This window comes from Hydrogenophaga sp., from assembly GCF_025699295.1.
Taxonomy (GTDB): Bacteria; Pseudomonadota; Gammaproteobacteria; order Burkholderiales; family Burkholderiaceae_C; genus Hydrogenophaga.
In genome coordinates this window covers 214886-240161 of sequence record NZ_JAILWB010000002.1, presented here as the reverse complement: position 1 = coordinate 240161, position 25276 = coordinate 214886, and the positions used below count along the sequence as shown (strand labels likewise).

The 25276-nt window shown below is 63.5% G+C and carries 28 protein-coding genes and 1 pseudogene; 10 read left to right on the top strand and 19 right to left on the bottom strand.

The features are described 5' to 3' along the window. Positions 1-24: 24 nt before the first annotated feature. From K5880_RS02725 to K5880_RS02690, 8 genes are read right to left on the bottom strand one after another with little or no spacing between them, the layout of a single operon-like run. Entirely contained in the window at positions 25-549 is a 525-nt protein-coding gene (locus tag K5880_RS02725) for a DsbE family thiol:disulfide interchange protein (RefSeq protein WP_297648369.1), read from the bottom strand. Then, the gene (locus K5880_RS02720; protein ID WP_297648367.1) at positions 546-2561 is read right to left on the bottom strand and encodes a heme lyase CcmF/NrfE family subunit; all 2016 of its coding nucleotides are present in this window, start codon (positions 2559-2561) and stop codon (positions 546-548) included. The genes K5880_RS02725 and K5880_RS02720 overlap by 4 nt, the downstream gene beginning before the upstream one ends. After that, positions 2558-3022: a cytochrome c maturation protein CcmE gene (gene ccmE, locus K5880_RS02715; protein WP_066159794.1), complete on the bottom strand. Its 465-nt coding sequence runs from the start codon at positions 3020-3022 to the stop codon at positions 2558-2560. The genes K5880_RS02720 and ccmE overlap by 4 nt, the downstream gene beginning before the upstream one ends. Further along, on the bottom strand, positions 3019-3192 hold the full coding sequence (ccmD, locus tag K5880_RS02710; RefSeq protein WP_297648364.1) for a heme exporter protein CcmD: 174 nt from the start codon (positions 3190-3192) through the stop codon (positions 3019-3021). Before ccmD ends, ccmE begins: the two co-directional genes overlap by 4 nt. Beyond that, the gene (ccmC, locus tag K5880_RS02705; protein ID WP_297648363.1) at positions 3189-3932 is read right to left on the bottom strand and encodes a heme ABC transporter permease CcmC; all 744 of its coding nucleotides are present in this window, start codon (positions 3930-3932) and stop codon (positions 3189-3191) included. Before ccmC ends, ccmD begins: the two co-directional genes overlap by 4 nt. Positions 3933-3936: 4 nt before the next feature. Beyond that, positions 3937-4602, bottom strand: a complete 666-nt coding sequence (gene ccmB, locus K5880_RS02700; RefSeq protein WP_297648512.1) for a heme exporter protein CcmB — start codon at positions 4600-4602, stop codon at positions 3937-3939. Between the two features lie 50 nt (positions 4603-4652). After that, positions 4653-5333, bottom strand: a complete 681-nt coding sequence (gene ccmA, locus K5880_RS02695; protein WP_297648360.1) for a cytochrome c biogenesis heme-transporting ATPase CcmA — start codon at positions 5331-5333, stop codon at positions 4653-4655. Between the two features lie 52 nt (positions 5334-5385). Continuing rightward, the gene (locus tag K5880_RS02690) at positions 5386-7530 is read right to left on the bottom strand and encodes a heavy metal translocating P-type ATPase (protein WP_297648509.1); all 2145 of its coding nucleotides are present in this window, start codon (positions 7528-7530) and stop codon (positions 5386-5388) included. A 482-nt stretch (positions 7531-8012) separates the two neighbouring features. Here K5880_RS02690 and K5880_RS02685 point away from each other — a divergent pair, with 482 nt between their 5' ends. The 10 genes and pseudogenes from K5880_RS02685 (at position 8013) to K5880_RS02640 (ending at position 15118) form a co-directional block, all read left to right on the top strand. Beyond that, entirely contained in the window at positions 8013-8675 is a 663-nt protein-coding gene (locus K5880_RS02685) for a thioredoxin domain-containing protein (RefSeq protein WP_297648357.1), read from the top strand. Positions 8676-8980: 305 nt separating this feature from the next. Continuing rightward, positions 8981-9262 (top strand): annotated as a pseudogene (locus K5880_RS02680) (cation transporter); the annotation flags it as partial. Positions 9263-9300: 38 nt separating this feature from the next. Further along, complete coding sequence (locus K5880_RS02675; protein WP_297648354.1) at positions 9301-9696, top strand: DUF3703 domain-containing protein; 396 nt, start codon at positions 9301-9303, stop codon at positions 9694-9696. Continuing rightward, positions 9693-10100 (top strand): hypothetical protein, encoded by a 408-nt coding sequence (locus K5880_RS02670; protein ID WP_297648352.1) that lies wholly within the window; start codon positions 9693-9695, stop codon positions 10098-10100. The genes K5880_RS02675 and K5880_RS02670 overlap by 4 nt, the downstream gene beginning before the upstream one ends. A gap of 106 nt (positions 10101-10206) precedes the next feature. Further along, positions 10207-10713 carry a signal peptidase II gene (gene lspA / locus K5880_RS02665; RefSeq protein ID WP_297648349.1) on the top strand — a complete coding sequence of 169 codons (507 nt, stop codon included), beginning with the start codon at positions 10207-10209 and terminating at the stop codon, positions 10711-10713. Further along, entirely contained in the window at positions 10710-11126 is a 417-nt protein-coding gene (locus tag K5880_RS02660; protein WP_297648346.1) for a disulfide bond formation protein B, read from the top strand. Before lspA ends, K5880_RS02660 begins: the two co-directional genes overlap by 4 nt. Then, the gene (locus tag K5880_RS02655; protein WP_297648343.1) at positions 11123-11827 is read left to right on the top strand and encodes a thioredoxin domain-containing protein; all 705 of its coding nucleotides are present in this window, start codon (positions 11123-11125) and stop codon (positions 11825-11827) included. Before K5880_RS02660 ends, K5880_RS02655 begins: the two co-directional genes overlap by 4 nt. Before the next feature lie 100 nt (positions 11828-11927). Beyond that, positions 11928-12467, top strand: a complete 540-nt coding sequence (locus tag K5880_RS02650; protein WP_143434178.1) for an SCO family protein — start codon at positions 11928-11930, stop codon at positions 12465-12467. 42 nt (positions 12468-12509) lie between these two features. Then, entirely contained in the window at positions 12510-13838 is a 1329-nt protein-coding gene (locus K5880_RS02645; protein WP_079364944.1) for a M23 family metallopeptidase, read from the top strand. Positions 13839-13978: 140 nt separating this feature from the next. After that, complete coding sequence (locus K5880_RS02640; protein ID WP_179130008.1) at positions 13979-15118, top strand: L,D-transpeptidase; 1140 nt, start codon at positions 13979-13981, stop codon at positions 15116-15118. Between the two features lie 108 nt (positions 15119-15226). On the opposite strand, the gene K5880_RS02635 is transcribed toward K5880_RS02640, so the two are convergent. The 11 genes from K5880_RS02635 to K5880_RS02585 form a co-directional block, all read right to left on the bottom strand. Next, positions 15227-17401 (bottom strand): heavy metal translocating P-type ATPase, encoded by a 2175-nt coding sequence (locus K5880_RS02635; RefSeq protein ID WP_297648505.1) that lies wholly within the window; start codon positions 17399-17401, stop codon positions 15227-15229. Positions 17402-17652: 251 nt separating this feature from the next. Then, positions 17653-19986, bottom strand: coding sequence for a heavy metal translocating P-type ATPase (locus tag K5880_RS02630; protein WP_179130009.1), 2334 nt, complete (start codon positions 19984-19986; stop codon positions 17653-17655). A gap of 3 nt (positions 19987-19989) precedes the next feature. Beyond that, positions 19990-20238, bottom strand: coding sequence for a DUF2933 domain-containing protein (locus K5880_RS02625; protein WP_079364947.1), 249 nt, complete (start codon positions 20236-20238; stop codon positions 19990-19992). Positions 20239-20250: 12 nt separating this feature from the next. Beyond that, positions 20251-20697 (bottom strand): hypothetical protein, encoded by a 447-nt coding sequence (locus tag K5880_RS02620; protein ID WP_079364948.1) that lies wholly within the window; start codon positions 20695-20697, stop codon positions 20251-20253. Between the two features lie 35 nt (positions 20698-20732). Next, positions 20733-20999: a heavy metal-associated domain-containing protein gene (locus tag K5880_RS02615; RefSeq protein ID WP_297648502.1), complete on the bottom strand. Its 267-nt coding sequence runs from the start codon at positions 20997-20999 to the stop codon at positions 20733-20735. 79 nt (positions 21000-21078) lie between these two features. Continuing rightward, positions 21079-21747: an isoprenylcysteine carboxylmethyltransferase family protein gene (locus K5880_RS02610; RefSeq protein WP_079364950.1), complete on the bottom strand. Its 669-nt coding sequence runs from the start codon at positions 21745-21747 to the stop codon at positions 21079-21081. Beyond that, entirely contained in the window at positions 21744-22028 is a 285-nt protein-coding gene (locus tag K5880_RS02605; RefSeq protein WP_079364951.1) for a DUF2933 domain-containing protein, read from the bottom strand. The genes K5880_RS02610 and K5880_RS02605 overlap by 4 nt, the downstream gene beginning before the upstream one ends. Positions 22029-22052: 24 nt before the next feature. Further along, positions 22053-23693: a multicopper oxidase domain-containing protein gene (locus K5880_RS02600; protein WP_079364952.1), complete on the bottom strand. Its 1641-nt coding sequence runs from the start codon at positions 23691-23693 to the stop codon at positions 22053-22055. 57 nt (positions 23694-23750) lie between these two features. Further along, positions 23751-24251 carry a hypothetical protein gene (locus K5880_RS02595; protein ID WP_079364953.1) on the bottom strand — a complete coding sequence of 167 codons (501 nt, stop codon included), beginning with the start codon at positions 24249-24251 and terminating at the stop codon, positions 23751-23753. Positions 24252-24409: 158 nt separating this feature from the next. Continuing rightward, positions 24410-24772 carry a c-type cytochrome gene (locus tag K5880_RS02590; protein WP_079364954.1) on the bottom strand — a complete coding sequence of 121 codons (363 nt, stop codon included), beginning with the start codon at positions 24770-24772 and terminating at the stop codon, positions 24410-24412. Positions 24773-24912: 140 nt separating this feature from the next. Continuing rightward, entirely contained in the window at positions 24913-25251 is a 339-nt protein-coding gene (locus K5880_RS02585; RefSeq protein WP_079364955.1) for a copper-binding protein, read from the bottom strand. Positions 25252-25276 lie beyond the last annotated feature (25 nt).

Here is a 25276-nt window from a genome sequence, read left to right as displayed (position 1 = left end):
GCGATCAACATCAAACGCATGGGTTCAGGCACCGAGTTCGTTTATCAGCGGCAGCAGCTTCTCGCGCACCACCTCAGGCGTGACCGGGCCGGTGAACTTCAGGCGGATCATGCCCTGCTTGTCGATCACATAGGTCTCGGGCACACCGTACACACCGAAGTCCAGACCGACACGGCCGTCCGCGTCGAACAGCGTGGTTTTGTATGGGTTGCCGTGTTTGCCCAGCCAGCTCAGCGCCAGGAGGCGTTGGTCCTTGTAGTTCAGGCCGATCAGCGGCACGGTACTGGTTTTCGCCAGGTCCATGAGCACCGGGTGTTCCAGCTGACAGGCCACGCACCACGAGGCCCACACATTGAGCAGCCACACCTGGCCGCGCAGGTCCTCGGGGCTGAACACCGTATCGGGCGCAGCCAGTGTGGGCAGGCGAAAGGATGGCGCCGGTTTGTCGATCAGTGGCGACGGCACGTCGCGCGGGTTGAGCTGCAGCCCCATGCCAAGAAAACCCAGCATCACCACAAAGATGGCCAGTGGCCACAAATAACGTTTCATGGGCGCGCGCTCCGGACAGTCATCACTGGCCCCGCCGCGCCCATATTGTCAGAGAGCGGCGCGGCCGGTGTCACGGCAGCCGCCTTGCGCACGCGGTAGCGCCGGTCCATCACGGCCATCAGTCCCCCCAGCGCCATCAGCAAACAACCGCCCCATATCCAATTGACCATGGGCTTGTGGTGCAGGCGCACGCTCCACGCGGTTTCGCTCACCGGTTCACCGAGGGCCACGTATACGTCACGCATCACACCCCTGTCGATGGCCACCTCGGTCATGGGCATGCGGCTTACGGTGTAGATGCGGCGCTCGGGGTGCATCACCGCCACCATCTCGCCACCCTGACTCACGGTGAGCGTGGCGCGGGCCGAGGTGTAGTTGGGCCCTTGCACCATCTCCATCTTGTCGAGCCGGATGCTGTGGCCGCCAACATCGGCGGTCTGGCCCACCTCCATGCGCACGTCGTTTTCGGTCTGAAAGCTGCTGACCACCGTGACACCGGCGATGAACACAGCAACGCCGAAGTGAGCAAGCAACATGCCGAAGTAGCTCCCCGGCTGGGCGCGAAACGCGACCCAGGCGGAAGCCGGGTGCGAGCGCAGGCGCTGCACCAGGTTGAGCACCGCCGTGCTCGCGACCCACACCGCGAGCAGCAGACCCAGGCCGGTGAGCGGCGTCCAGCGCTGCAGCACCAGCGGCGCGATCACCGCGCTGGCCACGCTCACACCTGCGGCCCAACGCAGCTGGTGCGCGAGATCGCCCAGCGAGGCCTGCCGCCAGCGCGCCAGCGGCCCCACGCCCATGAGGAACAGGGCCGGGGCAATGAGCGGCACGAACACCGCGTTGAAGTACGGCGGGCCGACCGAGAGCTTGCCCATGCCAAGTGCGTCAATCACCAGCGGGTACAGCGTGCCCAACAGCACGGCGGCCGCGGCCACCACCAGCAGAATGTTGTTGGCCAGCAGCAGGCTTTCGCGCGAGAGCAGTTCGAAAGCACCCCCACCGCCCACCTTGGGGCCTCGCCAAGCGAACAGCGTGAGCGAGCCACCCACCGCCAGCGTGAAAAACACCAGAATGAACACGCCGCGAGCCGGGTCGGTGGCGAAGGCGTGCACCGAGCTCAACACACCCGAGCGCACGATGAAGGTGCCCAGCAGCGAGAGTGAAAACGCGAGAATGGCCAAGAGTGCGGTCCACAACTTGAAGCCACCGCGCTTCTCAGTCACCGATAGCGAATGGATCAGCGCCGTGCCCACCAGCCAGGGCATGAAGGATGCGTTTTCCACTGGGTCCCAGAACCACCAGCCGCCCCAGCCCAGCTCGTAGTAAGCCCAGAAGCTGCCCAGCGCAATGCCCAGAGTGAGGAAACACCAAGCCATGGTGGTCCAGGGGCGTGACCAGTGCGCCCAGGCCGCGTCCACGCGCCCAGCCAGCAGGGCCGACACGGCAAACGCGAAGGCCACAACAAACCCTACATAGCCCATGTAGAGCATGGGCGGGTGGATCGCCATGCCCAGGTCTTGCAGCAGGGGGTTGAGATCGCGCCCGTCCAGCGGCACCGGGTACAGGCGCTCGAAGGGGTTAGAGGTGAGCAGCGTGAACAGCAGGAAGCCCACGCTGATCAGCCCCATGACGCCGAGCACACGCGCAAGCATTGCGTCGTCCAGTTGCTTCGAGAACTGCGCCACCGCCATCGTCCAGCCCGCCAGGATCAGCGTCCACAACAGGATTGAGCCCTCGTGGTTGCCCCACACGGCGGTGACGCGGTAGATCAGTGGCGCGCTGGTATGCGAGTTCTGCGCCGCCAGCAACACGGAAAAATCACTGGTGACGAAGGCATGCACCAGACAACCAAAGGCCACCAGCAACAACCCGAACTGCGCCTGTGCAGCCGGACGAGCCATCGCCATCCAGCTGCTGCGACCCTGGTGCGCGCCCATCAGCGGAAACACGCTTTGCACAAGCGCCATCAGCAGCGCGAGTACGGTGGCGAAATGGCCGAGTTCGGGAATCATGGTTTCGCTCCTTCGGGGATCACGATGGATGTCTGTCCGGCGCGCGCGCGCGCCACGGCATCGGCCGCTTCGGGTGCCATGTAGTTTTCGTCGTGTTTGGCCAGCACCTGGTCGGCGCGGAACACACCGTCTGCCCCCAGCTTGCCTTGCGCCACCACGCCCTTGCCTTCCTGGAACAGGTCGGGAAGCAGGCCGGTGTAGGTCACGGGAATGCTCTTGGCCGTGTCGGTCACCATGAAGCGAATGGTCAGCCCCTGCGGCTCGCGCACCACGCTGCCCTGCTGCACCAGACCACCCACGCGAAAGTTGCGCTCGCGTGGAGCTTCGTTGGCCAACACCTGCGTAGGGCTGAAGAAGAACACGAGATTGCTGTTGAAGGCGTTGAGCACCAAAGCGGTGGCGGCTCCAAGCGTGGCCAGACCCAAAGCGAGAGCCACAAATCGGCGGTTGCGGGGCTTCATGCCGTGGTCTCCTCGGTAGCGCGTTCGTCGCCCGCTTCCTGCGCCAGCAGGCGGCGGCGAAAGCGGATCACCATCAGCTCAGCAACAACCACCGCCGCGCACATGCCGAGCGACCCCCACACATACAGGCCGTAGCCCCCCATAGCCAGCAGCTCATCAAGGCTGTTCATGTGAGGCTCCCCAGTGTCTGTTGCGCCCACGGCGCGTGGCGTTCGCGCTCCAACATGATCAAGCGCACACGGGCCAGCGCCACCGCGATGCAATACATCCAGCAGGCCAGCGCCATCACCAGCATGCCCAGCAGCATGGGCGTGGCCATGCTCGGGGCCTTGGTGATGCTGACCGACGCGCCCTGGTGCAGCGTGTTCCACCACTGCACCGAAAAATAAATGATGGGCAGGTTGACCACACCCACAATTGCCAGCAGGCCGGAGGCGCGGTCGGCGCGGCGCGTGTCGTCGATGGCGCTGTGCAGCGCCATGAAGCCGATGTAGAGAAAGAGCAGCACCAGCTCGGAGGTGAGCCGCGCGTCCCACACCCACCAGGTGCCCCAGGTGGGCTTGCCCCAGAGCGCGCCGGTCCACAGCGCCAGAAAGGTCATGAGCGCGCCGGTGGGTGCCAGCGCCGTGGCCATCATGGACGAGAGGCGCGAGTTGAACACCAGGCCGATGGCCGCCCAGGTTGCCATGGCCAGGTAGACCACCATCGACATCCAGGCCGTGGGCACGTGCACGAAGATGATGCGGTAAGCCTCGCCCTGCTGCGCGTCGGTGGGCGCCACCCACAGGCCGAGGTAGAGGCCCACGGCGGTGAGCACCACGGCCAGCGCGCCGAACCACGGCACCAGCCGGCCGGCCAGCGGGTAGAAGCGTTGCGGCGCCGCGTAGTGGAACCAGTTGATTGAACTCATGCGGTCACTCCATCGAGATGCGCAGGGCGGCGCTGGTCACCAGCGGCGCGGCAAAAAGACTCAGCAGCAGCAAGACACCGAGCAGCGAAAAATGGCCGCCCACACCCAGCCCGGCGGTGTGCGCTTCCACCGCGCCCGAGCCGAAGATCAGCACCGGAATCACCAGCGGCAGCGTGAGCAGCGACATCAACACCCCGCCACCGCGCAGGCCCAGCGTAAGCGCCGCGCCGATCGCGCCCACCAAGCTGAGCACGGGTGATCCCACCAGCAGCGTGAGCAGCAGCACGCCGGTGCTGGATGCCGAGAGGTCGAACTGCAGTGCCAGCAGCGGCGACACCAGCACCAGCAGCAGCACCGAGCCGCACCAGTGCGCGGCAATCTTGCCCAGCACCAGCAGGGGCAGCGGGTGGGTGGAGAGCAGCAGCTGTTCGAGCGTGCCATCCTGCAAATCATCGGCAAACAGACGCGCCAGCGGCAGCGTGCAGGCCAGCAGGGCCGCCACCCAGACCACACCCGGCGCCATGGTGCGCAACAGCGCGGGCTCGGGCCCCACACCGAGCGGAAAGAGGCTCACCACCATCACGAAGAACACCACGGCAGCGAGCGAATCGGTGCGCCGGCGCAGGGCGATGCGCAGGTCGCGCAGGAAGACGCAGGAAAAGCCCTCCAGCCAGCCCTGCGGCGCGGCGGAAGTGATCGGGTGGGTGGCCACGTGGGTGTTCACAGGTTGAACACCTGGTGCGGCGTGTCGTCGAGCGCCACGCCCTGGTGGCTGGTGAGCACCACCGATCCACCGCGCAGCAGCTGCGCGCGGATCAGGCCTTCGAGCCAGGTGGTGGCAGCGGTGTCGAGGGCGTTGAAGGGCTCATCGAGCACCCACAGGGGTGCAGTCCGCGCCAGCACCAAACGCGCCAGCCCACAGCGGCGGTGCTGGCCTTGCGAGAGCCGGCGCGCGGGTGTGCGCTCGAAGCCGCGCAGGCCCGCATCGGCCAGGGCCTGCAGCGCGCTCACCTGGTCGGCAGGCTGGCCGCCCAGTGTGCAGGCGGTCAGCAGGTTGTCCAGCGGAGATAAATCGTCCTTGAGCGCAGCGGCGTGACCCACGTACACCAGATCGCGGCCCCACTGTTCGCGCTGCGTCGCCAGCGGCTGGCCGCGCCAGAGCACCTGACCCTCGGTGGGGCTGAGCAGGCCGCACACCAGGCGCAGCAGGCTGGTCTTGCCCGCGCCGTTGGCCCCGGCCACGCGCAGCAACCGGCCACCGGGCAACTGCAGGTTCAGACCGCTGAACAGGGTGCGCCCGCCGCGCACGCAAGCCACCCCGTTCAGGGCCAGGGCGGCGCTCACGGGCAGACCTCGGGGAGAGGCGTCGGGGTTTTCACCGGTGTGTCTCGAAATTCGCATGTGAACTTTCTGTGACGCACATGGCGCCAGACGTTTTGTGGAACAAGCATGTTTAGCGAAGGTTCAGGGCTGTATTGAGTGCGGCCGATTCGCATTGACCCGGTTTGACATAGCGAAGAAGGCGCAAGCCGTTTCCGACCACGAGCAGACTCGCGCCCATGTCCGCGAAAACCGCCATCCACATCGTTGCGCTGCCCACCACGGCCAGCACGAAGAAAACAGCCTTTATGGCCAGAGCAAGGCTGATGTTCTGCCACAGAATCGAGTGCGTCCCGCGACTCAGCTCAATGGTTTCGGCGATACGGCCCAGGTTGTCGTTCATGATGACGATGTCGGCCGCCTCCATGGCCGTGTCTGTGCCGGCCCCACCCATCGCGAAGCCGATATCCGCCTGCGCCAGCGCGGGCGCGTCGTTGATCCCGTCACCCGCCATGGCGGTGTGGCCGTAGCGCTTGCGCATGTCTTGGATGGCCGTCAGCTTGTCCTCGGGCAGGAGGTCTCCACGGGCATCGGCAATGTTCGCATCCTGCGCCACCGCCTGCGCGGTGGCCGCGTTGTCGCCTGTGAGCATGACGGCGGTGACACCCAGTCGCTGGAGATGTGCAACCGCCGCCACGGAGGTGGACTTGATCGTGTCGGCCACCGCGAACAAGCCCAGGACTCCGGTGTCGTCCGCCAGAAGGGTGACGGTGCGGCCTTGCGTTTCATGGGCGATCAATTCGGCATCCAGTTGGGCATCGGACTGCTTGCGTTCCCGCATGAGGCGGTGGTTGCCCAGAACCATGGCCTTGCCGTCGACCATGCCCTCGACGCCGCGCCCCAGCAATGTGGTGAATCGATCAACGTCCCCAGCCGCGCCATCGATCCCCGCCGCAATGGCCTTTGACACAGGGTGATCGGAACGAGCGGCGAGGCTTTTCGCCCAACGCTGCACCCGGGCCTCTTCGGCTTGCCCCCACGCCCTGAACGCCACCAGTTTCGGCTTGCCTTCGGTCAGGGTTCCGGTCTTGTCCACAGCCAAGGCCTTGATGAGGCGGGCATCCTCCAGGTAGGTGCCTCCCTTGATGAGAATGCCTCGGCGCGCGGCGGCGGCCAGACCGCTCACCACAGTGACGGGGGTCGAAATCACCAACGCGCAAGGGCATGCAATCACCAGCAGCACGAGCGCCTTGTAGATCGCCGTCAGCCAGGCCCAGTCAAGTAGCAACGGTGGCACCACAGCGACCGCGAAAGCCACGACAAAGACTGCGGGCGTGTAAATGGCCGCGAAGCGATCCACGAAACGCTGGGTAGGCGCCCGGGTGCCTTGCGCTTCCTCCACCGCGTGGATGATGCGGGCCAGGGTGGAGTTGCTCGACGCCGCGGTCACGCGGAATTCGAGTTCACCGTTTTCGTTGATCGTGCCTGCGAAAATCGAACTGCCTGGCTCCTTGTCAACAGGAATGCTCTCGCCCGTGACGGGGGCTTGATTGATGCTGCTGTTGCCTTTGGTGACGATGCCGTCAAACGCGACCCGCTCGCCTGGTTTGACCCGTGCAATGGCGTCGAGCGCCACCTCGGTCGCCTTGATGCGGCGCCAGCTCCCGTCAGGCTGCTGGATTTCGGCATCATCGGGCGCGAGATCGACCAGGCCCTTGATGGCGTTTCGGGCGCGATCGATCGCGCGCTCCTCGATGAGCTCAGCGATGGCATAGAGGGCCATCACCATGGCGGCTTCCGGCCACTGGCCGATGACGAATGCGCCCGTGACGGCGACCGACATGAGGGCATTGATGTTGAGCTTGCCATGTCGAACTGCGGTCAGGCCTTTGGCATAGGTTTCGAGGCCAGCCAACCCGATGGCGAGGGCAGCAACCGCCATGCCCACCACTTTCCAGGCCATGGTTTCAGGCGCGAAAAAGGAGATGCCTTCTGCAGCCATCGCAAACACCAGTGCTGCGGCGAACCGTGCGTAGCTGGTGCCGGTGCCCGATGCGTGGTCGTGCGAAGCATGGTCTGTGGCATCCGTACCTGCTGATGCCGTCACGGCTTCGGGCGCGAAGCCCGCTCGGCGAATGGCGGTCAACGCGGTGATGACAGCCTCATTGGTGCCATCGATACGCAATGTCCGTTGTGGGAGGCGAAAGTGCAAACCGCGAATCCCGGAGATGGGCTCCACGGCACGGCGAATTTCCGATTCTTCGACCGCGCAATCCATCGTCGAAATACGAAAGGTGTTCGGCGCCACCACTTCAACGCCCCCCGAATCGGGAGCAGCGTGGATCGCAGGCGCACAACAAGAGGAACTGTCTGTGGGTTCCGGCCGGGCAACTGCGGCATGATCGGTTCCGCAACACGTTTCGTGATCGTGTTGTGCGTTGGACATCGGCGGATTTTCGTGGTGGTGTTTTGCCATGGGTCCTTACTCGAAGCCGGAATTTCACACCCTGTACCAACTACAGAGTCAAGCTCTTTGTGACGTATTCGTTCGAAATGACGGGTGTGTTCGCGATGGAGATTGGCGGTGCTGGCCCCTGAGAACCAGTACTCACTGGGGAGATCGAAGGTCTGGCTGACTTCAGCGCAGCAGGCGCTATTCTTCCCACCCACGGACAGCAAGGTTTCTACCTGGTGCAGGGCATGGCAACTACGGTTGCCGCTGTTTGATTCCAAACAATCTCATCGCTTCGAGGATTTCACATGACCCGCCGTCACATCGTCTTTCTATCGGCGCTGGTCGCCTTGGCAATGTTTTCCGCCGCTGTTTTTCTTTATCAGCGCCATACCCTGCAGACTGCGGCTTTGAAGGCTTCAGAGCAGGCCGGTTCAATGGTGCGACCACACTCGCCAGTCATTGGTGCTACGGACGCACCAGTCACTATTGTTGAGTTCTTTGATCCTGCATGCGAAGCCTGCAAAGCCTTTTATCCCCGAGTCAAGCAGATCCTTGCTGCATTCCCACGTGAGACGCGCCTGGTGATTCGGTACACGCCATTTCACCGGGAAGCGTCAGTGGAAGCGGTTAGGCTTCTTGAAGCGGCACGTGCGCAGGGGAAATTTGAACCCATGCTCGAAGCTTTACTGGATGGGCAACGGGCGTGGACGGGTCAGGGGGCAAAAGCCATTGATCGCGCATGGGCCATTGCGCAGTCTGCCGGCCTCGACGTAGCGCAGGCACGTCAGCATATTGCCTCTGGCGTGGTGGATACCGTGCTGTCGCAGGATGTCTCGGATCTGAAGGCTATCGGGGTGCGAGCCACACCGACCTTCTTCGTCAACGGGAAGCCGCTGCCTTCTACTGATCCGGAACAGCTCTACGAGCTGGTAAAGAGCGAGGTAGGGCGAATTCGGAAATCGCGGTGACCCTGGTGTAGACGTCAACGAGTTTCAGATCGAAACCGCCGAGACCTCCGTTCTTAGGTAAGCAGCACCTCCAAAACCGGTGTTTCAACGCTTACCCGGTCGCAAAGAGCTGAAATATGTGCCCGATGTGCACCACACGCACCGGCCTAGAAAAAAGTTTTGACTAGCCAGCTCGGCTGATAGGCAACGCCTGTGGCCATGGCGAGTTCCTTGATGCGCATGTGGTATCTACCGTCGGAAGGACTGAGGGCTTGACTCTGGACCCGCTCCAGGGTTTTCAATAGCGTCACTCTGAAGGAGTTTCCATGTCAGCTCACAGCTGCCCCGCTCCCAGCCAAATAGACATCCTGCCGCGCTACCGTCGCATGCTGTGGGTGGCGCTCATCGTCACTAGCGCTATGTTCGTGGTCGAACTGGGCGCCGGCTTTTCATCGGGATCGCTGTGCCTTCTGGCCGATGCCATCGACTTCGCCGGCGATGCGTTTAACTATGGCGTGTCGCTGGCGGTACTGGCTTTGGCGCTGGCTTGGCGTGCTCGGGCAGCGGCGCTCAAGGCCTTCAGCATGATGGGCTTTGGTCTCTATGTGGCCTGATCTACAAGTCGGTGCGGCCCACGCTCACGGACATGAACACCACGACCATGCGCACTGAACCCAAAGAAACGGTGGCGTTTGACCCACACACTTTCGCGCGGATACACCGGGCTTACCTCCGGATCGACCGAAGTGATCTGGCCCAGGCCTGGCATCTGCTCGAAGCCCTGCACGTGCTCGGACAAACCCGTCTGGCCCCGCATGTGCGAACGCATGGGCTCATGCTCGCGCTGGCCTGGCAGACGCGGAACCTGGGCGAGGTGAACGGTCAACTGCTGCGGCTGCTGCTGGTTCCACTAGGGCACCTGCTGGGCCGGCTGCCGCTGGGCAACACAGGGCGATCACACATCGGCGCGTTCCGGCCGATGCCGGTGGAGCAAGAACTGCTGGCCACCATCCGCGCATACCAGAGACCACCGGCGCCTTGAACATCCAGCGGGTTGCCTCGGTCAATGTGCATCCATCGCAGCCTTCGCTCTACAATCCCATGCTGATGCGCGCCTGTCTCTTTGCCCTGTTGCTGATGTTCTGCCTGCCCTTGCAGTGGGCCGGTGCAGCCACGGGCGCGCCTTGCGTACACGAACCCTGTGGACCGATGCACGCCAGTACGGCGGACGTGCTGTTTCAAGCCGATGCCGACGAACACGCCAGTGAAAGCCATGCGCAGCACCCGCATTGCGGGAGTTGCCACACTGGAGCCTTAGCCGTGCTGACCAGCAGATCCTTTTCCATGAGCGACACCAGCACTCGGACGCAAGCCGGGACGCGCTCCTGGACCGAGGTGCTGTTCGTCGAGAGGCCCGAACGGCCGCAGTGGCCCACCCTGGCCTGACCAGGGTTCGGTTTTTTTGACGGCGCCCAGCGCCGCACCGCTCCGATCCCTGTGAAACGCGCCAGCCCTCGCGGCTGGTGATGTCCGTTCTTTCAGGGTGTTTTTCATGTCTGCATTTCCCTGGCGGGATCGTCCTCGTCTGGCTTGGCTCACCGCAGTGGCCTTTCTTTTGGCACTGGACCAGTTGAGCAAAGCCTGGTTCGCCAGCACCATCGCGCTGGGCACGGCCGTCGAGGTCACGACCTGGTTCAACCTGGTTCATGTGCTCAACACTGGTGCAGCGTTTTCGCTGCTGGCCGATGCGGGCGGCTGGCAGCGGGTGTTCTTCATCGTCGTCGGTTTCGCGGTGGTCGTTCCCATCACATTCGTCAGTCTGGCGCGCCGGGTGGACCCACTCGAACGCGTGGCGGGTGCGCTGCTGGTGGCCGGCGGCAGCGGCAACCTGATCGACCGCATCGCCAGTGGCGCGGTCACCGATTTCCTCGACCTGCACTGGCGTGGTCTGCATTGGCCGGCCTTCAACCTGGCCGATGTGTTTATCGTGCTGGCGGCGGGCACCTGGATTCTGATGTCCTTTCGCCCAACGGTCGCCTCCTCGGAGTGCCCGTCATGACACGACCCTGGACCCTGCTGCTGATGGCCTGGCTGATGGCGACCACCGCCACCCTGGGCGCGCTGTTCATCGGTGAAGTCATGGGTATGACGCCCTGCGTGCTGTGCTGGTACCAGCGCATCTTCATGTTCCCCATCGCCATCGTTCTGGGCATCGCCTGTTTCACCGATGACCGCCGGGGCGCTATCTATGCCCTGGCCCTGGCATTGGGCGGTCTGGCCATGGCCGGCTACCACACCCTGCTGGTCGCGGGCCTGATTCCCAAAGCCTGGGTGCCATGCAGCGCCGGGGTGTCTTGCGCGGACCAGAAGCTCGAAATCCTCAATGGTGTCCAGATTCCCTGGCTGTCGCTGGCCGCGTTCCTGGCGCTGGTCATCCTTCTCGTCGTCTACCTCAGAAAGTCCTCCCGATGAATTCCAAAAAAATCACCGTCGCCGCCCTCGTCGCCATCGTCCTGATGTTCTTCGTCCTGGGCATGAATGCCTACCAGAAGCGGGTCCAGAACTCGCAGGCGGAGAAGGTCAATCAGGTCGTCAAGGAATCCACCGCTCAGCCGGCCACCCCGTCGGGCAGCCAGGCAGACAACCGCCTAGTCCGCTTCCATTCGCCGGTCTTTGGGCCGCGCAACGCGCCGGTCACCATCGTCGAGTTCTTTGACCCCGCGTGCGAGACCTGTCGAGCGTTCTATCCCATCGTCAAGAACATCCTCAAGCAGTACCCGAACGATGTGCGCCTGGTGGTCCGGTACGCCCCCTTCCATGCCGGTTCTGATCAGGTGGTCAAGCTGCTGGAAGCCGCCAAACTACAGGACAAATACCTTCCGGTGCTGGAAATGGTGCTGGCCGCCCAGCCGCAGTGGGCCGACCACGGCAAACCCAACCTCGATCTGGCATACCGCGCCGCGCAAGAGGCGGGCCTGGACATCGCCAAGGCTCAAGCCGACGCACAGACGCCAGCCATCGACGCGGTTCTGAAGCAAGACATCGAGGACCTGACCGCCCTGGAAGTGACCAAGACGCCCACCTTCTTCGTCAATGGCCGCGGACTGCCGTCTTTTGGCGATCAGCAGTTGATGGCGCTCGTGGCCGAAGAAGTAGCCAAAGCCAGGAAGTGACATGACACAGCGCTCTTCAACCATTTCAGACGACTCGTCCATCGACCGTCGGCGATTTGTTCAGACGTCTCTCGCTTGCTTGGCAGGTATCCCTGCGTTGATGGCCTGTTCACCAGAAGCTCCCAAGTTCAAGAGCACCGATGTGACCGGCGCATCCTTTGCCCAGGATCTCCGGCTCAAGGATCACCTCGGCAACCTGAGGACGATGAAGGACTTCAAGGACAAGATCGCGGTCGTTTTCTTCGGCTTCACCCAGTGTCCGGACGTCTGCCCCACCTCGATGACCACCATGGCAGAGGTCAAGCGCTTGCTGGGTGCCCAGGGCGACCGGCTGCAGGTACTCTTCATCACGGTGGATCCCGAGCGGGACACACAGGCGCTGCTCAAGGAGTACATGGCGAACTTCGACCCGAGTTTCATCGCGCTGCGGCCCGAACCCGGTGAACTCCAGGACGTCGCAACTGGCTTCAAGATTTACTACAAGAAGGTCCCGGGTTCGACCCCGACCTCCTACACCATGGACCACTCGGCGGGTAAGTACATCTTCGACACCGAAGCCCGGGTCCGCCTGTTTTCCGCCTACGGAACCGATGCCGCCACGATCGCATCGGACATCCAGGTCCTTTTGTCCGCGGCCTGAGGCGCTTCAAGCCCTGGGAATAAAGCCACTGCCTGCCTTGCCATGAAGCCTGTCCACTTGCGCAATCTGCAAACACTGATCCACAGCCACCGACGGCCCGTGCTGGCCGCCCTGGGCACCTTGCTGCTGGGCACGGGTGTCGTGGCCTTTGGCGTCTCACCTACCTTGCCTGACGCCGCCCAGTGGCCGGTCCGGCAGGTGGTGGAGACCATGGATACCCCTCTGGCGGAGCCTGCGCTGACGGCATCGGCGCCCGAGTTTCTGATTCACCAATCGCAGCTCACCCGCCGAGACGACTCCCTGCAGGCCTTGCTCAAACGGCTGGGCGTCGATGATCGTGAAGCACAGAGCTTTCTCGCCCGTGACACCACATCACGGCTGCTGCTGACGGGTGCTTCTGGCAAGCTGGCTTCTGTCACCCGTACCCCCGAGGGGCGCTTGAGCACCTTGTCGGTGCGCTGGGTGGACGCCGACAAGCAGCGCGTCAGTCGACTGGTGGTGGAGCGGCAAGACATTGGATTCAACGCCCGGCTCGAACAGCCCACGCCACGTCGCCTGGTGCGGTTCGGCTCGCTCACCATTCGCTCCTCGTTCTACGCGGCCACCGATCAGGCCGACATTCCAGATGCCATCGCCGCGCAGACGGTCGAGGCCTTTTCCGGAGACCTCGACTTTCAGCACGATCTGCGGCGTGGTACGCGCGTCAATCTTGTCTATGAAGCCTTCGAGCTGGACGGCGAAATCCTGTTCACAGGACAGCTGCTGGGCGCCGAGATCCAGCATGGCCGGGAAACACACCAGGCCATGTGGTTCCAGGCGCCTGGCAAAGCGGGCGAATTTGTCAGCCTAGATGGGGCGAGTCAGCGACGCGCCTACCTGGCTTCTCCCCTGGCGTTTTCCCGGGTCACCAGTTCTTACGGGCCACGTATCCACCCGGTGTTCGGGGGGCAGAAAGCCCACAAGGGCACGGACTACGGCGCGCCGACCGGCACCCCTATCCGAACCGTGGCCGACGGCGTGGTGAGCTTCGCGAGTCGCCAAGGTGGATATGGCAACTACGTCGTGATCCAGCACCCCGACAAAGCCGCCACTGCGTATGCGCACCTGGAACGCATCGCCGTCCGGGTGGGCCAACGCGTGCAGCAAGGCCAGACCATCGGAACGGTCGGCTCCACCGGGACGGCGACAGGCCCGAACCTGCACTTTGAATACCTCGTCAAAGGCGTGCAAACCAACCCGTCGCGGATCTCCAGCGATTCGTTGGTCTCGACCGTTGCGGTTGCCCAACTACCCGGCTTCAAGCAAGAGGCCAAGACCATTCGGGAACAGCTCGCCATGGCCGCTTCCGTCGCCCTGGCCGACGCGCAATGACCTTCGGACAGACCGATCTCATGACAGGGACATCCAATCTGTCCACTACTCGTCGAAAGCTGCTCTCCCGAGCTGCGCTCGCGGGTGCATCTCTGGTCCTGCCAATCGGACAGGCCACCGGCCAGACTGCCAGGAGCAGCTTGAACGATGGCGCTGTGCTTGCCGGCTCATTGCGTTCGTCGCCGGAAGCACGCCTCATCGCGGTCTACCACGCCATCGCAGCCGGGAACCGGCAAGCCCTGCCATTGGCCGCAGCGCTGGTGCGAGACGTGCCTGGTTTCCAGTTGGGGCAACTCGTCTATGGGGACCTTCTGATGACCCAGAGTGGAACGCTGCCCAGCTTCGCCACAGTGAAGGATGGCCCACCGGCCGTTCGCGAGCAACTGCAAAAGCTGCGCGCCGAGGCCGCCCGGCGCCTCGGTTCGCTCAGCGAGATGCCTCCGCCCGGCACGGTGCCGGAGCAAGTGCTGGAATTGGCTGGTAATGTTCGGCATGTGGTCGTCGTGGACGCCAGCCATTCACGGGTCTACGTGTTTGCGCAGCAGTCCGGCGGCCTGCAACTGATCCGCAGTTTCTACGCGTCCATCGGTCGGGCGGGTTTCGACAAAGAGGTGGAAGGCGATCTGCGCACGCCGCTGGGCGTGTACCACATCACCAGCCGGCTGGACGACCAGCAGGTCGAAGAGCTGTACGGGATCGGGGCGCTGCCGCTGAACTACCCGAACGAGCACGACCGCCGCATGGGCCGCACGGGCAGCGGCATCTGGTTGCATGGCGTGCCTCGCGTGTCCTACGTCCGCAGCCCCTACGCCACCGAGGGTTGTGTCGCTTTGGCCAACGATGACATGGCCTACCTCATGCGCGAGCTGGAGCCACGCCGCACGCCGGTCATCATTGCCGATGAGGTGAATTGGGTCAGACCGGACACGCTCTCCGCCCACAAAGCAGAGTTCCGCCAACTGCTCTCACGCTGGACGGAAGCCAGGTCACTGGGCGACTGGGCGACGATCCAGGCCCTGTCCGCCCGGGACTTCCAGGCAGACGACGGGGCACAGGACCGACCGCTCAAGACATTGGTGCGCGCTGCAGCGCCAGCGCGCCAGAACCGGCGCATCGATCTCAAGGAGGTGTCGATCTTTCGCTGGAAGCGCGGCACCGAAGTCACGGTGGTCAACTTTGCCGAGGTCGTGGAAGGTGAAACACGCGGGCTGGTCAAGCGCCAGTATTGGCGCAAGGAACAGGGCCGCTGGAAGCTGTTCTACGACGGCGTGACCGGCTGATCTGCGTTTGGTTGTCTCGCAAAAACGTGACCACCCAAACATTTCGGCAGGGCTTCACCGGTAGGAGGGAGCCCCCCTGAGCGCGGTTTTCAGACCGGGGCATGCCAATCAGCGCCCCATGCGAAGCACCCGCAGTCCATTGAAAACGACGAGCAGACTGCCCCCCATATCAGCGAACACAGCCATCCACATCGTCGCGCCGTTGAACAAGGCGAGCAGCAAGAACACGGCCTTGATGCCCAGAGCCAATGCGATGTTTTGCCAGAGGATGGACTGGGTCTTGCGTGAGAGCCTGATCGTCTCGGGAATGCGGCGCAGATCGTCGTTCATGATCACCACGTCCGCCGCTTCCATGGCCGTATCGGTACCCGCGCCACCCATGGCAAAGCCGATGTCGGAGCGCGCAAGCGCTGGGGCGTCGTTGATCCCGTCGCCCGTCATGGCCACACAGCCGAATTGTTTTTGCAACGCCTCGATAGCGGCGAGCTTGTCCTCCGGAAGCAGATTGCCGCGCGCATCGTCAATCCCAGCTTGCATCGCGATGGCCTTGGCGGTGGCAACGTTGTCACCCGTGAGCATGACCGACGTCACACCCAGAGCGTGAAGCTCTGCAATGGCCTCGCGCGAACTCTCCTTGATGGTGTCGGCCACAGCAAAGATCGCCAGCACCTGGCTGCTGGACGCCAGCATCGTGACCGTGCGGCCCTGTGCTTCCTGCTCTGCCAGACGCGCCTCGATCTGGGGACTGCAGAGGCCGCGCTCTTCCATCAGTCGGTGATTCCCCAGAATCAGTGTCAATCCATCGGCTTGGGCTTCAACACCACGCCCCGGCAATGCGGTGAACCCATTGAACTGACTGCCGCCCTTCTCTCTCACAAGCCCTTGTGCGATGGCTTGTGAGACGGGGTGGTCGGAGTGGGCCGACAGATCCGAGGCCCAGCGCAGGACCTGTGATTCACCGGGGCCACCAGTCAGAACTTCGGTCGCCACCAGCTTGGGTTTTCCTTGCGTGATGGTGCCGGTCTTGTCCAGCGCGATAGCCTTGATCTTGCGAGCGCCTTCCAGATGGACGCCCCCCTTGATCAGAATGCCGCGACGAGCTGCTGCAGCCAAACCACTGACCACCGTGACCGGGGTGGAGATCACCAACGCACAAGGACAGGCAATGACCAAAAGCACCAGCGCCTTGTAGATGGCCTGCATCCAGGTCCAGCCCATGAGCCACGGCGTGAGCAAACACACGGCCAATGCCAGTGCAAACACCGCAGGTGTATAGATGGAGGCAAAGCGGTCCACGAACTGCTGGGTGGGAGCCCTCGACCCCTGCGCCTGCTCGACCGCGTGGATGATGCGAGCCAACAGCGTGTCATTGGCCTCGGATTTGACCCTGACCTCAACCATGCCGGTCGCATTGATGGTGCCGGCGAACACGAGATCTCCGGCCGCTTTGTCAACAGGAATGCTTTCACCGGTCACAGGCGATTGATCGATGGACGTGTTCCCCGCGACAACCTCGCCATCCAGGGGAACCCGCGCTCCAGGCTTGATACGGACGATGGAGCCGATCGCGACGGTCTTGACCAGAACGTCAGACCAGGAACCATCAGCTTGCTGGACCTCGGCCATTTCTGGCGTCATGTTCAGCAGGCCCTTGATGGCGTTGCGCGCACGGTCCACCGAGCGGGCCTCAATGAGCTCTGCAATCGCGTACAGGGCCATCACCATGGCCGCTTCCGGCCACTGACCGATCAGGAACGCGCCCGTGACCGCGACAGTCATCAGCGCATTGATGTTCAAACGCCGGTTGCGCAATGCGGCCAATCCCTTCACGTAGGTCGAAAACCCGGCCAAGCCGATGGCCGCCGCCGCAAGGGCCATGCCAAGGCCGGTGAACACCAGGGTACTCGGCGCAAAAAATGAAATGCTTTCAGCACCAAAGGCCAACAACAATGCCAGCGCGTATCTGGGCAGACCTTCTGGCAGCGCAAGGCCCCGGTCATCATGCCGATGATCGTGATCGTGCCCGGAATGCTCGCCTGCCGCGCCCTCGGACAAGGGAACCGGATTGAATCCGGCTTTGCGAATGGCATCCAACGCCTGCTGGACGGACTCGGCAGGGGCATCGATGGCAATCGTACGTGCGCCCAGTTGAAAGCTCAGGCTGCGCAGGCCCGGGAGATCGGCCAGGGCATGGCGGATTTCGCCCTCTTCCGCCGCGCAGTCCATGGTAGGGATACGAAAAACCGGTACACCTTCTGGAACCGGTTTTGGCGGGGGCACCACGGTGGCAGATGGCCCCGCTCCGCAGGTGGTTCCACACCCACAGGAGTGGCTGGCATGGGGTTCTTCGGGATGCAGGGTACTCATGAGGGTTCTCGGAATGGCTTTGAAGCAATCGGCGCATTTAAAACCCTGTAGCGACCACAGAGTCAAGCCCTTTTGAGATGGTCCGCAGAGCGTGGCGAGGTTCTCCTTCTTGTCCTCAAAGTCCGTTCTTGTTGAACAGGTCCGACCAAGCCCATCGGAAGGCGTCGTCAGGGTTTCCCGTGTCGCAGCCGCAGCGCATTGCCGATCACCGACACCGAGCTCAGGCTCATGGCCAGCGCAGCAATCAAAGGCGACAGCAGCCAGCCCGTCAACGGGTACAGCACACCGGCGGCCACCGGGATGCCCAGTGCGTTGTACAAAAAGGCAAACACCAGGTTCTGCTTCATGTTGCCCACGGTCGCTTCCGACAGCGCCCGCGCGATCGCAATCCCGCGCAGATCGCCCTTGACCAGGGTCACCTGCGCGCTGTTCATCGCCACGTCGGTCCCGGTCCCCATGGCCACGCCCACATCGGCCTTGGCCAGTGCCGGCGCATCGTTGATGCCGTCACCGGCCATCGCCACCACGCGGCCTTCTTTCTGCAAACGCTCGACCAGCAGCAGCTTGTCGGCCGGCTTGACCTCGCCATGCACCTCGTCGATGCCCAGACGGGCGGCCACAGCCTGGGCCGTGGTCAGGCCGTCACCGGTCGCCATCACGATGCGCAGTCCCGATGCCTTGAGGGTCGCCAAGGCCTCTGGCGTGCTGGCCTTGACCGGATCGGACACCGCCAGCAGGCCCATCAGCTGGCCATCCACCGCCAGGTGCATCACGCTGGCACCTTCTGCACGCAAGGCCTCGGCCTGCGGCACCAGCGCCGCGACGGAGACACCGATTTGTTCCATCAGCGTGGTGTTGCCCAGTGCCAGCTGGCGCCCGGCCGCCTGGCCACGCACGCCGATGCCCGAGCCGGATTCGAAGTTCTCGGGCTTGTCCAGCGCCATGCCGCGTTCGCGGGCGGCGCGCACGATGGTTTCGGCCAGCGGGTGCTCGCTGCCCTGGTCCAGGCTGGCGGCCAGGCGCAGCACCTCGTCGGCGTCATATCCGGGCGCCGGAATGGCGCGCTCGAAACTCGGCCGGCCCTCGGTCAGGGTGCCGGTTTTGTCGATGATGAGGGTGTCGATCTTGCGCATGTTCTCGATCGCCGCGGCGTCCCGGAACAACACGCCGTGCGTGGCTCCCCGACCGGTCGCGACCATGATGGACATGGGCGTGGCCAGACCGAGGGCGCAGGGACAGGCAATGATCAGCACCGACACCGCGTTGATCAGGCCGAACACCCAGCGCGGCTCGGGGCCGAACAGGCCCCAGCCGAAGAAAGTCAGCAAGGCAATGCCTACCACCGTGACGACGAAGTAGCCCGCCACCACGTCGGCCATGCGCTGCATCGGTGCCCGGGAGCGCTGTGCCTGGGCCACCATTTGCACGATCTGCGACAGCATGGTGGACGCGCCCACGCGCTCGCTGCGCATCACCAGCGCGCCGCTGGTGTTGAGCGTGGCACCAATCACCTTGTCACCCACCCGTTTGGACACGGGCATCGGCTCGCCCGTGAGCATGGATTCATCGACCGAACTGCCGCCTTCGGTCACCTCGCCGTCCACCGGGATTTTTTCGCCGGGGCGCACGCGCAGCACGTCACCCACATGCACATGGGTCAATGGCACGTCCTCTTCCGTGCCGTCGGCGCGGATGCGGCGGGCGGTTTTGGGCGCCAGGCCCAACAGCGACTTGATGGCCGCCGAGGTCTGCGACCGTGCCTTGAGTTCGAGCACCTGGCCCAGCAGCGTGAGCGAGATGATCACGGCGGCGGCCTCGAAGTACACGGCGACGCGGCCCATGGAGATGAACGAGTCCGGGAACACCTGGGGCGTGACCGTCGCGACCACGCTGTAGACAAACGCGGCCCCTGTGCCCAGGCCGATCAAGGTCCACATGTTGGGACTGCGATTCACCACGGACTGCCAGCCGCGCGAGAAAAAGGGCCAGCCGGCCCACAGCACGATGGGAATCGACAGCACCAATTCGATCCAGGTCTGGGTCGAGGTTTCAAACCACTGCAGCTGATGACCGAACATCGCCAACACCGTGACTACGACGGTTAGAGGCAGCGTCCACCAGAAGCGGTGCTGGAAATCGCGCAATTCTGGGTTGTCGTCGTCTTCGAGTTCCGGCAGCAAGGGCTCCAGCGTCATGCCGCACTTGGGACAGGTACCCGGATGGTCCTGGCGGATCTCCGGGTGCATCGGGCAGGTGTAGACCGTGCCGGCAGCCGCAGCCGCAGCCGCTGGCGCTGCGGATACCAGGTATTGCAGTGGGTTCGCTGCAAACTTGCCCTGGCACTTGGCACCGCAGAAGTAATAGGGCCGACCTTCGTGTTTCAGCGTGTGCGCCGACTGCGCCGTGACCGTCATGCCGCACACCGGGTCCTTGAGATCGGTGGGCGAGACGGGCTGGGGCGGGGAGTGACTGCCGTGATGATGCTGTGCATGCATGTCCATGGCCTATCCTTTGTTGTGGGTGCGCGGTGACGTCTGCGCATGGTTGCCGTGCTGGCCATGGCCGCCGTGCCCATGCATCAGGTGCATCAGCGGGCAGGCCAGCAACAGCAGGTAGGGCCAAAACCCCAGGACATGGCCCCAGTGCTCGCGCAGCAGGTAGAACCCGGCGATCAGGGCGGCGGTTGCCAGTGCCCTGCCGGCCGGGCGGCGCCAGAACGAAGGCGCAGGGGCATCGTTGTCAGACTGGTCCATGGAATGACTCCTTCAGAGTTGCCAGCGAAAGCTGCGTGGCGCGGGTTCGCCCGGCCGGTGAATCCGGAGTTCGATCGCCCCCGGGCGCGGCGCCGGCACCTCAAAGGCCAGCACGCCTTCGCGGTGGTGGCCTCCCGGTGGCGCGCCCTGCCAGCCCGTGGGCTTGAGGGTCCGCCCGTCGTCGGTTGTCAAGGTGGCGCTTTGTGCTAGGTCATCGCTCAGATCGGCGCTGTGCGTGTCCAGCACGACAGCGAATTCCCACGGGCTGCCCGGCTGCCCGATCGTCTTCGCGGTCACCTTGACCGTCACCCCCCGCTCGCTGGACGACTGCTCGGTGGTCGCCGCGGGGTTTGTCTGGGCCCATGCAGCCCAGGGCGCCATGGCCACCAACAGGCCGGCCAAGGCCATGGACGCCACCGACCACCGCCCGCCTGACAAGCCATCTTGTTCATCGACCATCTTTTACTCCTTAATCAAAAGTTGAGATCTCATGTCTATCGGCGGCAACCGCAGCCGCCCGTGCTGCCGCTGTGACAACCCGAGGCTTTGGCCCGAGAGGGTGCTGCAGCCGTGGCAGCGTCTGACGCCAGCTTCGCGGGGTAGCCCGCACCAGTCAAGGCTCCAATCAACCGCTCGCCGCCATGCGCCAGCTCACCGCTCACCTGGACCCGGCCAGAGGGAAGATCGACATCCACGCCGCTGACACCTGGAAGTGGCAACAACGCCTGCGTGACGCGCTTGACGCATGAGCCGCAGCTCATGCCCTCGACTTGCAAGACCATCGTGTTCATATATCAACCTCCATAAAAATGAAACGCCCACCGCCAGAGAACATCCACGTCATTTCTTCGGCATCGAGTCAGCCTTTGACGGTGTGTTGCCCATGCGAGGGATGAACCGGGGGATGTGCAGGGCGTAAGCGTCGTAAGCCGCACCAAACTGCTTGCGCATTTCGTTTTCTTCGGTGTGGGCGAGCCGCCCGTACATCCACAGCAGGACGGGGAACATGATCAAGGTCAGCAAGGTGGGCCACTGCAGCAGGAAGCCCAGCAGGATCAGCACGAAGGCGCCGTACTGGGGATGGCGGACACGGGCGTAAGGCCCGGTGGTCGCCAGCGAATGCCGCCGTTGTGCGTGATACAGAACATGCCACGCGTTCGACAACAGGTAAAAGCCAGACCCCAGAAAGACGTAGCTGGCCAGATGCAAGACCCCGAAGTGGGGGTCTCCTTTTTCGCCCAGCAAGGTGGACCACAGGTGCCCGGTGTCGTGGGTCAACAGGTCAAGTCCGGGAAACCTGGTCGCCAGCCATCCCGACAGCAGATATATGGTCAGCGGGAATCCGTACATCTCGACAAACAGCGCCACGATGAAAGCGGAGAAAGCGCCAAAGGTTCTCCAATCGCGCGCGGTGGCCGGTTTGAAAAAGCTGAAGGCGAACAGGATGAAGACGGCCGAGTTGAGAGCCACCAGAAACCACAATCCATAGCCCGTTTCACCATGGTTCATGACCGATCTCCCTGGTTGGACTGGCTTGCTTCGTCTTTTCCGATCCGTGGCTGCTCCGCTTCGGAGTGATGGCCATGGCTGCCGTGGCCCCGGTGCATGAATACATGCATCAATGGACAAGCCAGTAGCAGCAGAAAAGGCAGGGCGCCGAAGAGGTGTGCCCGGTGCTCGGTCAGCAGAAAGAAAGCCGCGACCGCGCCCAAAGCCATCAGGCCGACGCCATGTCGTGTACGCCAAAAACTTTTGGGTGCTTGCGTTGGAGAAGGGATCTGGTGGTTCATGGTGACCTCTCGTGCATGGGTTGGTCAGGCTTTCACCGCGTATCGCATCATCATTCCCGCCTCGGCGTGTTCCAGCGTGTGGCAGTGAAAGACGTAGTCCTGATCGCCTGGGTGCACATGCGAAAAGTCGATGGCGATCCGCACGGATTCACCTGGCCACACCTGCAGGGTGTCGACCACACCCTGGTCTTGAGGCAGCAGGCCGCGTGCACCGGCCAGGGAGCGAACCTGCGCGGGACTGCCCAGGCGCTCGAGCACCCGGAACGAGAACCCGTGCAGGTGCATGGGGTGCGGCATGCTGCGTTCGGCGTTCTCGATCAGCCAGGTTTCACGCGCGCCCCGCTGGACGGTCAATGGGACCGCCGCGTGGTCGAACACCTCGCCGTTGATCGTCCAGTGGCCCTGGCCATCGTGGCCCAGTTGCATGCGCCGCGCGGCGCCCGCCGGTTCAGCCGGGGCGGTGAGGCTGGACAGGCGTGCAGGCAGACGGCGGTCGTACAGCGTGCTGGACGGCGCCAGGTCGATACGCATCAGCGCCAGCGCATCGCCTTCCATGGCCATCGCTGCGGGCGAGTCGGCACCTTGTGCAGCGCCATGCTGGCTGTGGTCCATCGTGGCCATGTCGTGACCACCTTCCTGGTGCATCGGATCGAAGGGCAAGGACGCCAGGGTCACCGGGCGGGTGGGGTTGGCTTCCCGGAAATCCACCAGCACATCCAGCCGCTGGCCCGGGGAGAGGAAGGTCTGATCGATGCGCAAGGGCTGCGCGAGCAGGCCACCGTCCGTGCCCGCCAGGTAGAAGCCCAGCGCCTTGCCGTCCTGCAGGAACGCGAGCCGGTAGCTGCGCGCGTTGCTGCCATTGAGGATGCGAAAACGCATGATGCGACGCCCGGCCTTCAGGTGGGGACGCTCGGTCAGGTTGACCATCAGCCGGCTGCCCACCCAGCCACCGAAAGACTGGGCGGCACTGGGCGCGTACTGGAGGCGCCCTTGCGCATCGAACTCCTTGTCCTGAAGCACCAGCGGGATTTCGGATTCGCCCAGCGCCAGCGCCAACTCCTTGCGCAGGGCGGCTTCATCATCGTCTTCGACAAACAGCAGGCTGGCCAGGCCGTGATAGGCCTGCTGAGGGATGTATCCGTGGGCGTGGGGGTGGTACCAGTACAACGACGACCGGTCCTGCAAGGCAAACGCGTAGTCCATGCTCTGACCCGGCGCCACCACGTTGAGGCCATTGCCATCGTTGCGAGAGTCGACACCCAGGCCATGCCAGTGAATGACCGTCGGTTGATCGATGTGATTGATCAGCTTCACCCGCATCTCGTCGCCTCGGCGGGCCAGAAGCGCCGGGTTGAGGAACTTCTTGCCACCCGATTCCACTGCGTAGGCCAGGACGGGGGTGCGCTGCCCCGGTAGCACTTCGATCTCGCTGCGGACCACATGGACTTCCTTGAAGTCTGTCGCACGCAGAACGCCAAAGAGACCGCTGCTTCCCGGGAGTCGCAAGGGGTTGGAGAAGCCCGCCGCCTGTGCCTCAAGGCGAAGGATCTGTTCTGGGGACAGGCCTGACTGGGCTAGGGTGGCCGCCCAGATGCCCGGGCAGGCTGTCGCAGCACCCAGAGCACCCACGCCGCTCAGAAACTGCCGCCGCGAATACATCGACATCACAAAATCTCCTGGACTGAAAACGAAAGCTGGCGCTGCCTCAGAACGTGGACGCGGTCACTGGGCACCGGTACTGGCGGGGGACTGCGGCATGCGCTGCATCATCATTTCCATCATGTTTTGCATCATGTCCATGCGCATTTCCATCATTTGATGGCGCTGGGTCAGGTCCGGCGTGGCGGTGCCAGGGGTACCCATCCCCGGCATGCCAGACATGCCACCCATGGATTTCATGCCCCTCATCATGTCCATGCCCTCCTGCATCGCCTTCATGTGCGCTGCCATCAGAGACTGGCGTTCGGCCGGCGTTTTGGCCGCTGCCATCTTGGCGCGAAGTGCCTGCATGGTGACCATGTGCTGCTGCATGTGCTCCTGCATCTGCGGCATCGAAGACATGCCCATCGGCATACCAGCCTGGGGTGTGGCCTGCTGGGTTGTGGTGCTGGCCGCCGAGGTAGACGGGTGGTGCTGGGTGTGGTCTGCGGCTTGCTGAGCAGAGGCTGCGAACGCAATGCCGGCGATGGCGGCGGCCACCAGAGAGCGCATCAACTTGGACATGTCAATTTCCTTTCATGACTGGCTGCTGGCGGGATTGCCAGAGCCGGCATGGAGGTGATCGGTCACCGGGGGTGCGTGTCACACCTTCACGCCATGCCGTCACTGTAGAAATCGATCCGGGTCGGCAAGATGACCCGAAGATGACAAAAAAGTCAGGTTCAGTGTTGCGAACGCTGTCTCGCCTGGCGGTTGAGCTCGTCGTGCTGGGATCGGGTCTCGGGTGGCCACTGGGACTTGATCCAGGACAGCACTGCGACGATGTCAGCGTCGCTGAGGGAATCGCCGAAGGCGGGCATGTTGGTCGCGTAGTCCGAAAGCCCTGCGGCTTTCGCCACGCCGTCCTTGGTCAGCTGAAACAGCACATCGTCCGGGTGGTGCCAGGTGTGACCGCTTTCGTCATGGGGCGGCGCTGGCAATCGCCCGTCTGGGCCCCGTTCTCTCCAGTTGGCTTGACCCTCCAGTTTCACGCCATGGCAAATGGCGCACCGGGCCTGGTAGATCAGCGCGCCCTGCGTGAGCATCACGGCGTCATCAGGTCGAAGCAGCCCGACAGGCTCTGATCGGAAGAGGTCAGGAGATCGCCACCCGAAAAAGGCTGCGGCAACCCCTGCCAGAGCTAGGACGGCCGCAGCCAACCGGAGTGACTTGAAACGGTGAAGGATCACTTCGCCGGTTGGATATCCGTCACCGTCATCTGACCGTTCTCGTTCGTGGCCATGAACTGGATCTTGGCGCCGACGCTGGTCTTGTCCAGCAAGGCCTTGTCCTTGACCACGAAGACCATGGTCATGCCGGGCATGTCCATGTGCTTGATGTCACCGTGCTTGATGGTGATCTTGCCCGCTTCTTTGTCGATCCTGCGGACCTCGCCGTCGGTCATGCCGGGCATGGCTGCCATGCCCATTTTTCCGTGGTCCATGTTCATCTGAGCGAACACGGGGTTGACTGCAAAGGCCGTGAAGGCCAGAGCGGTTGCGCTCAGAACCAGTCGCAGTTTCATCGTGAATCCTTGTGTGATTGGGTGG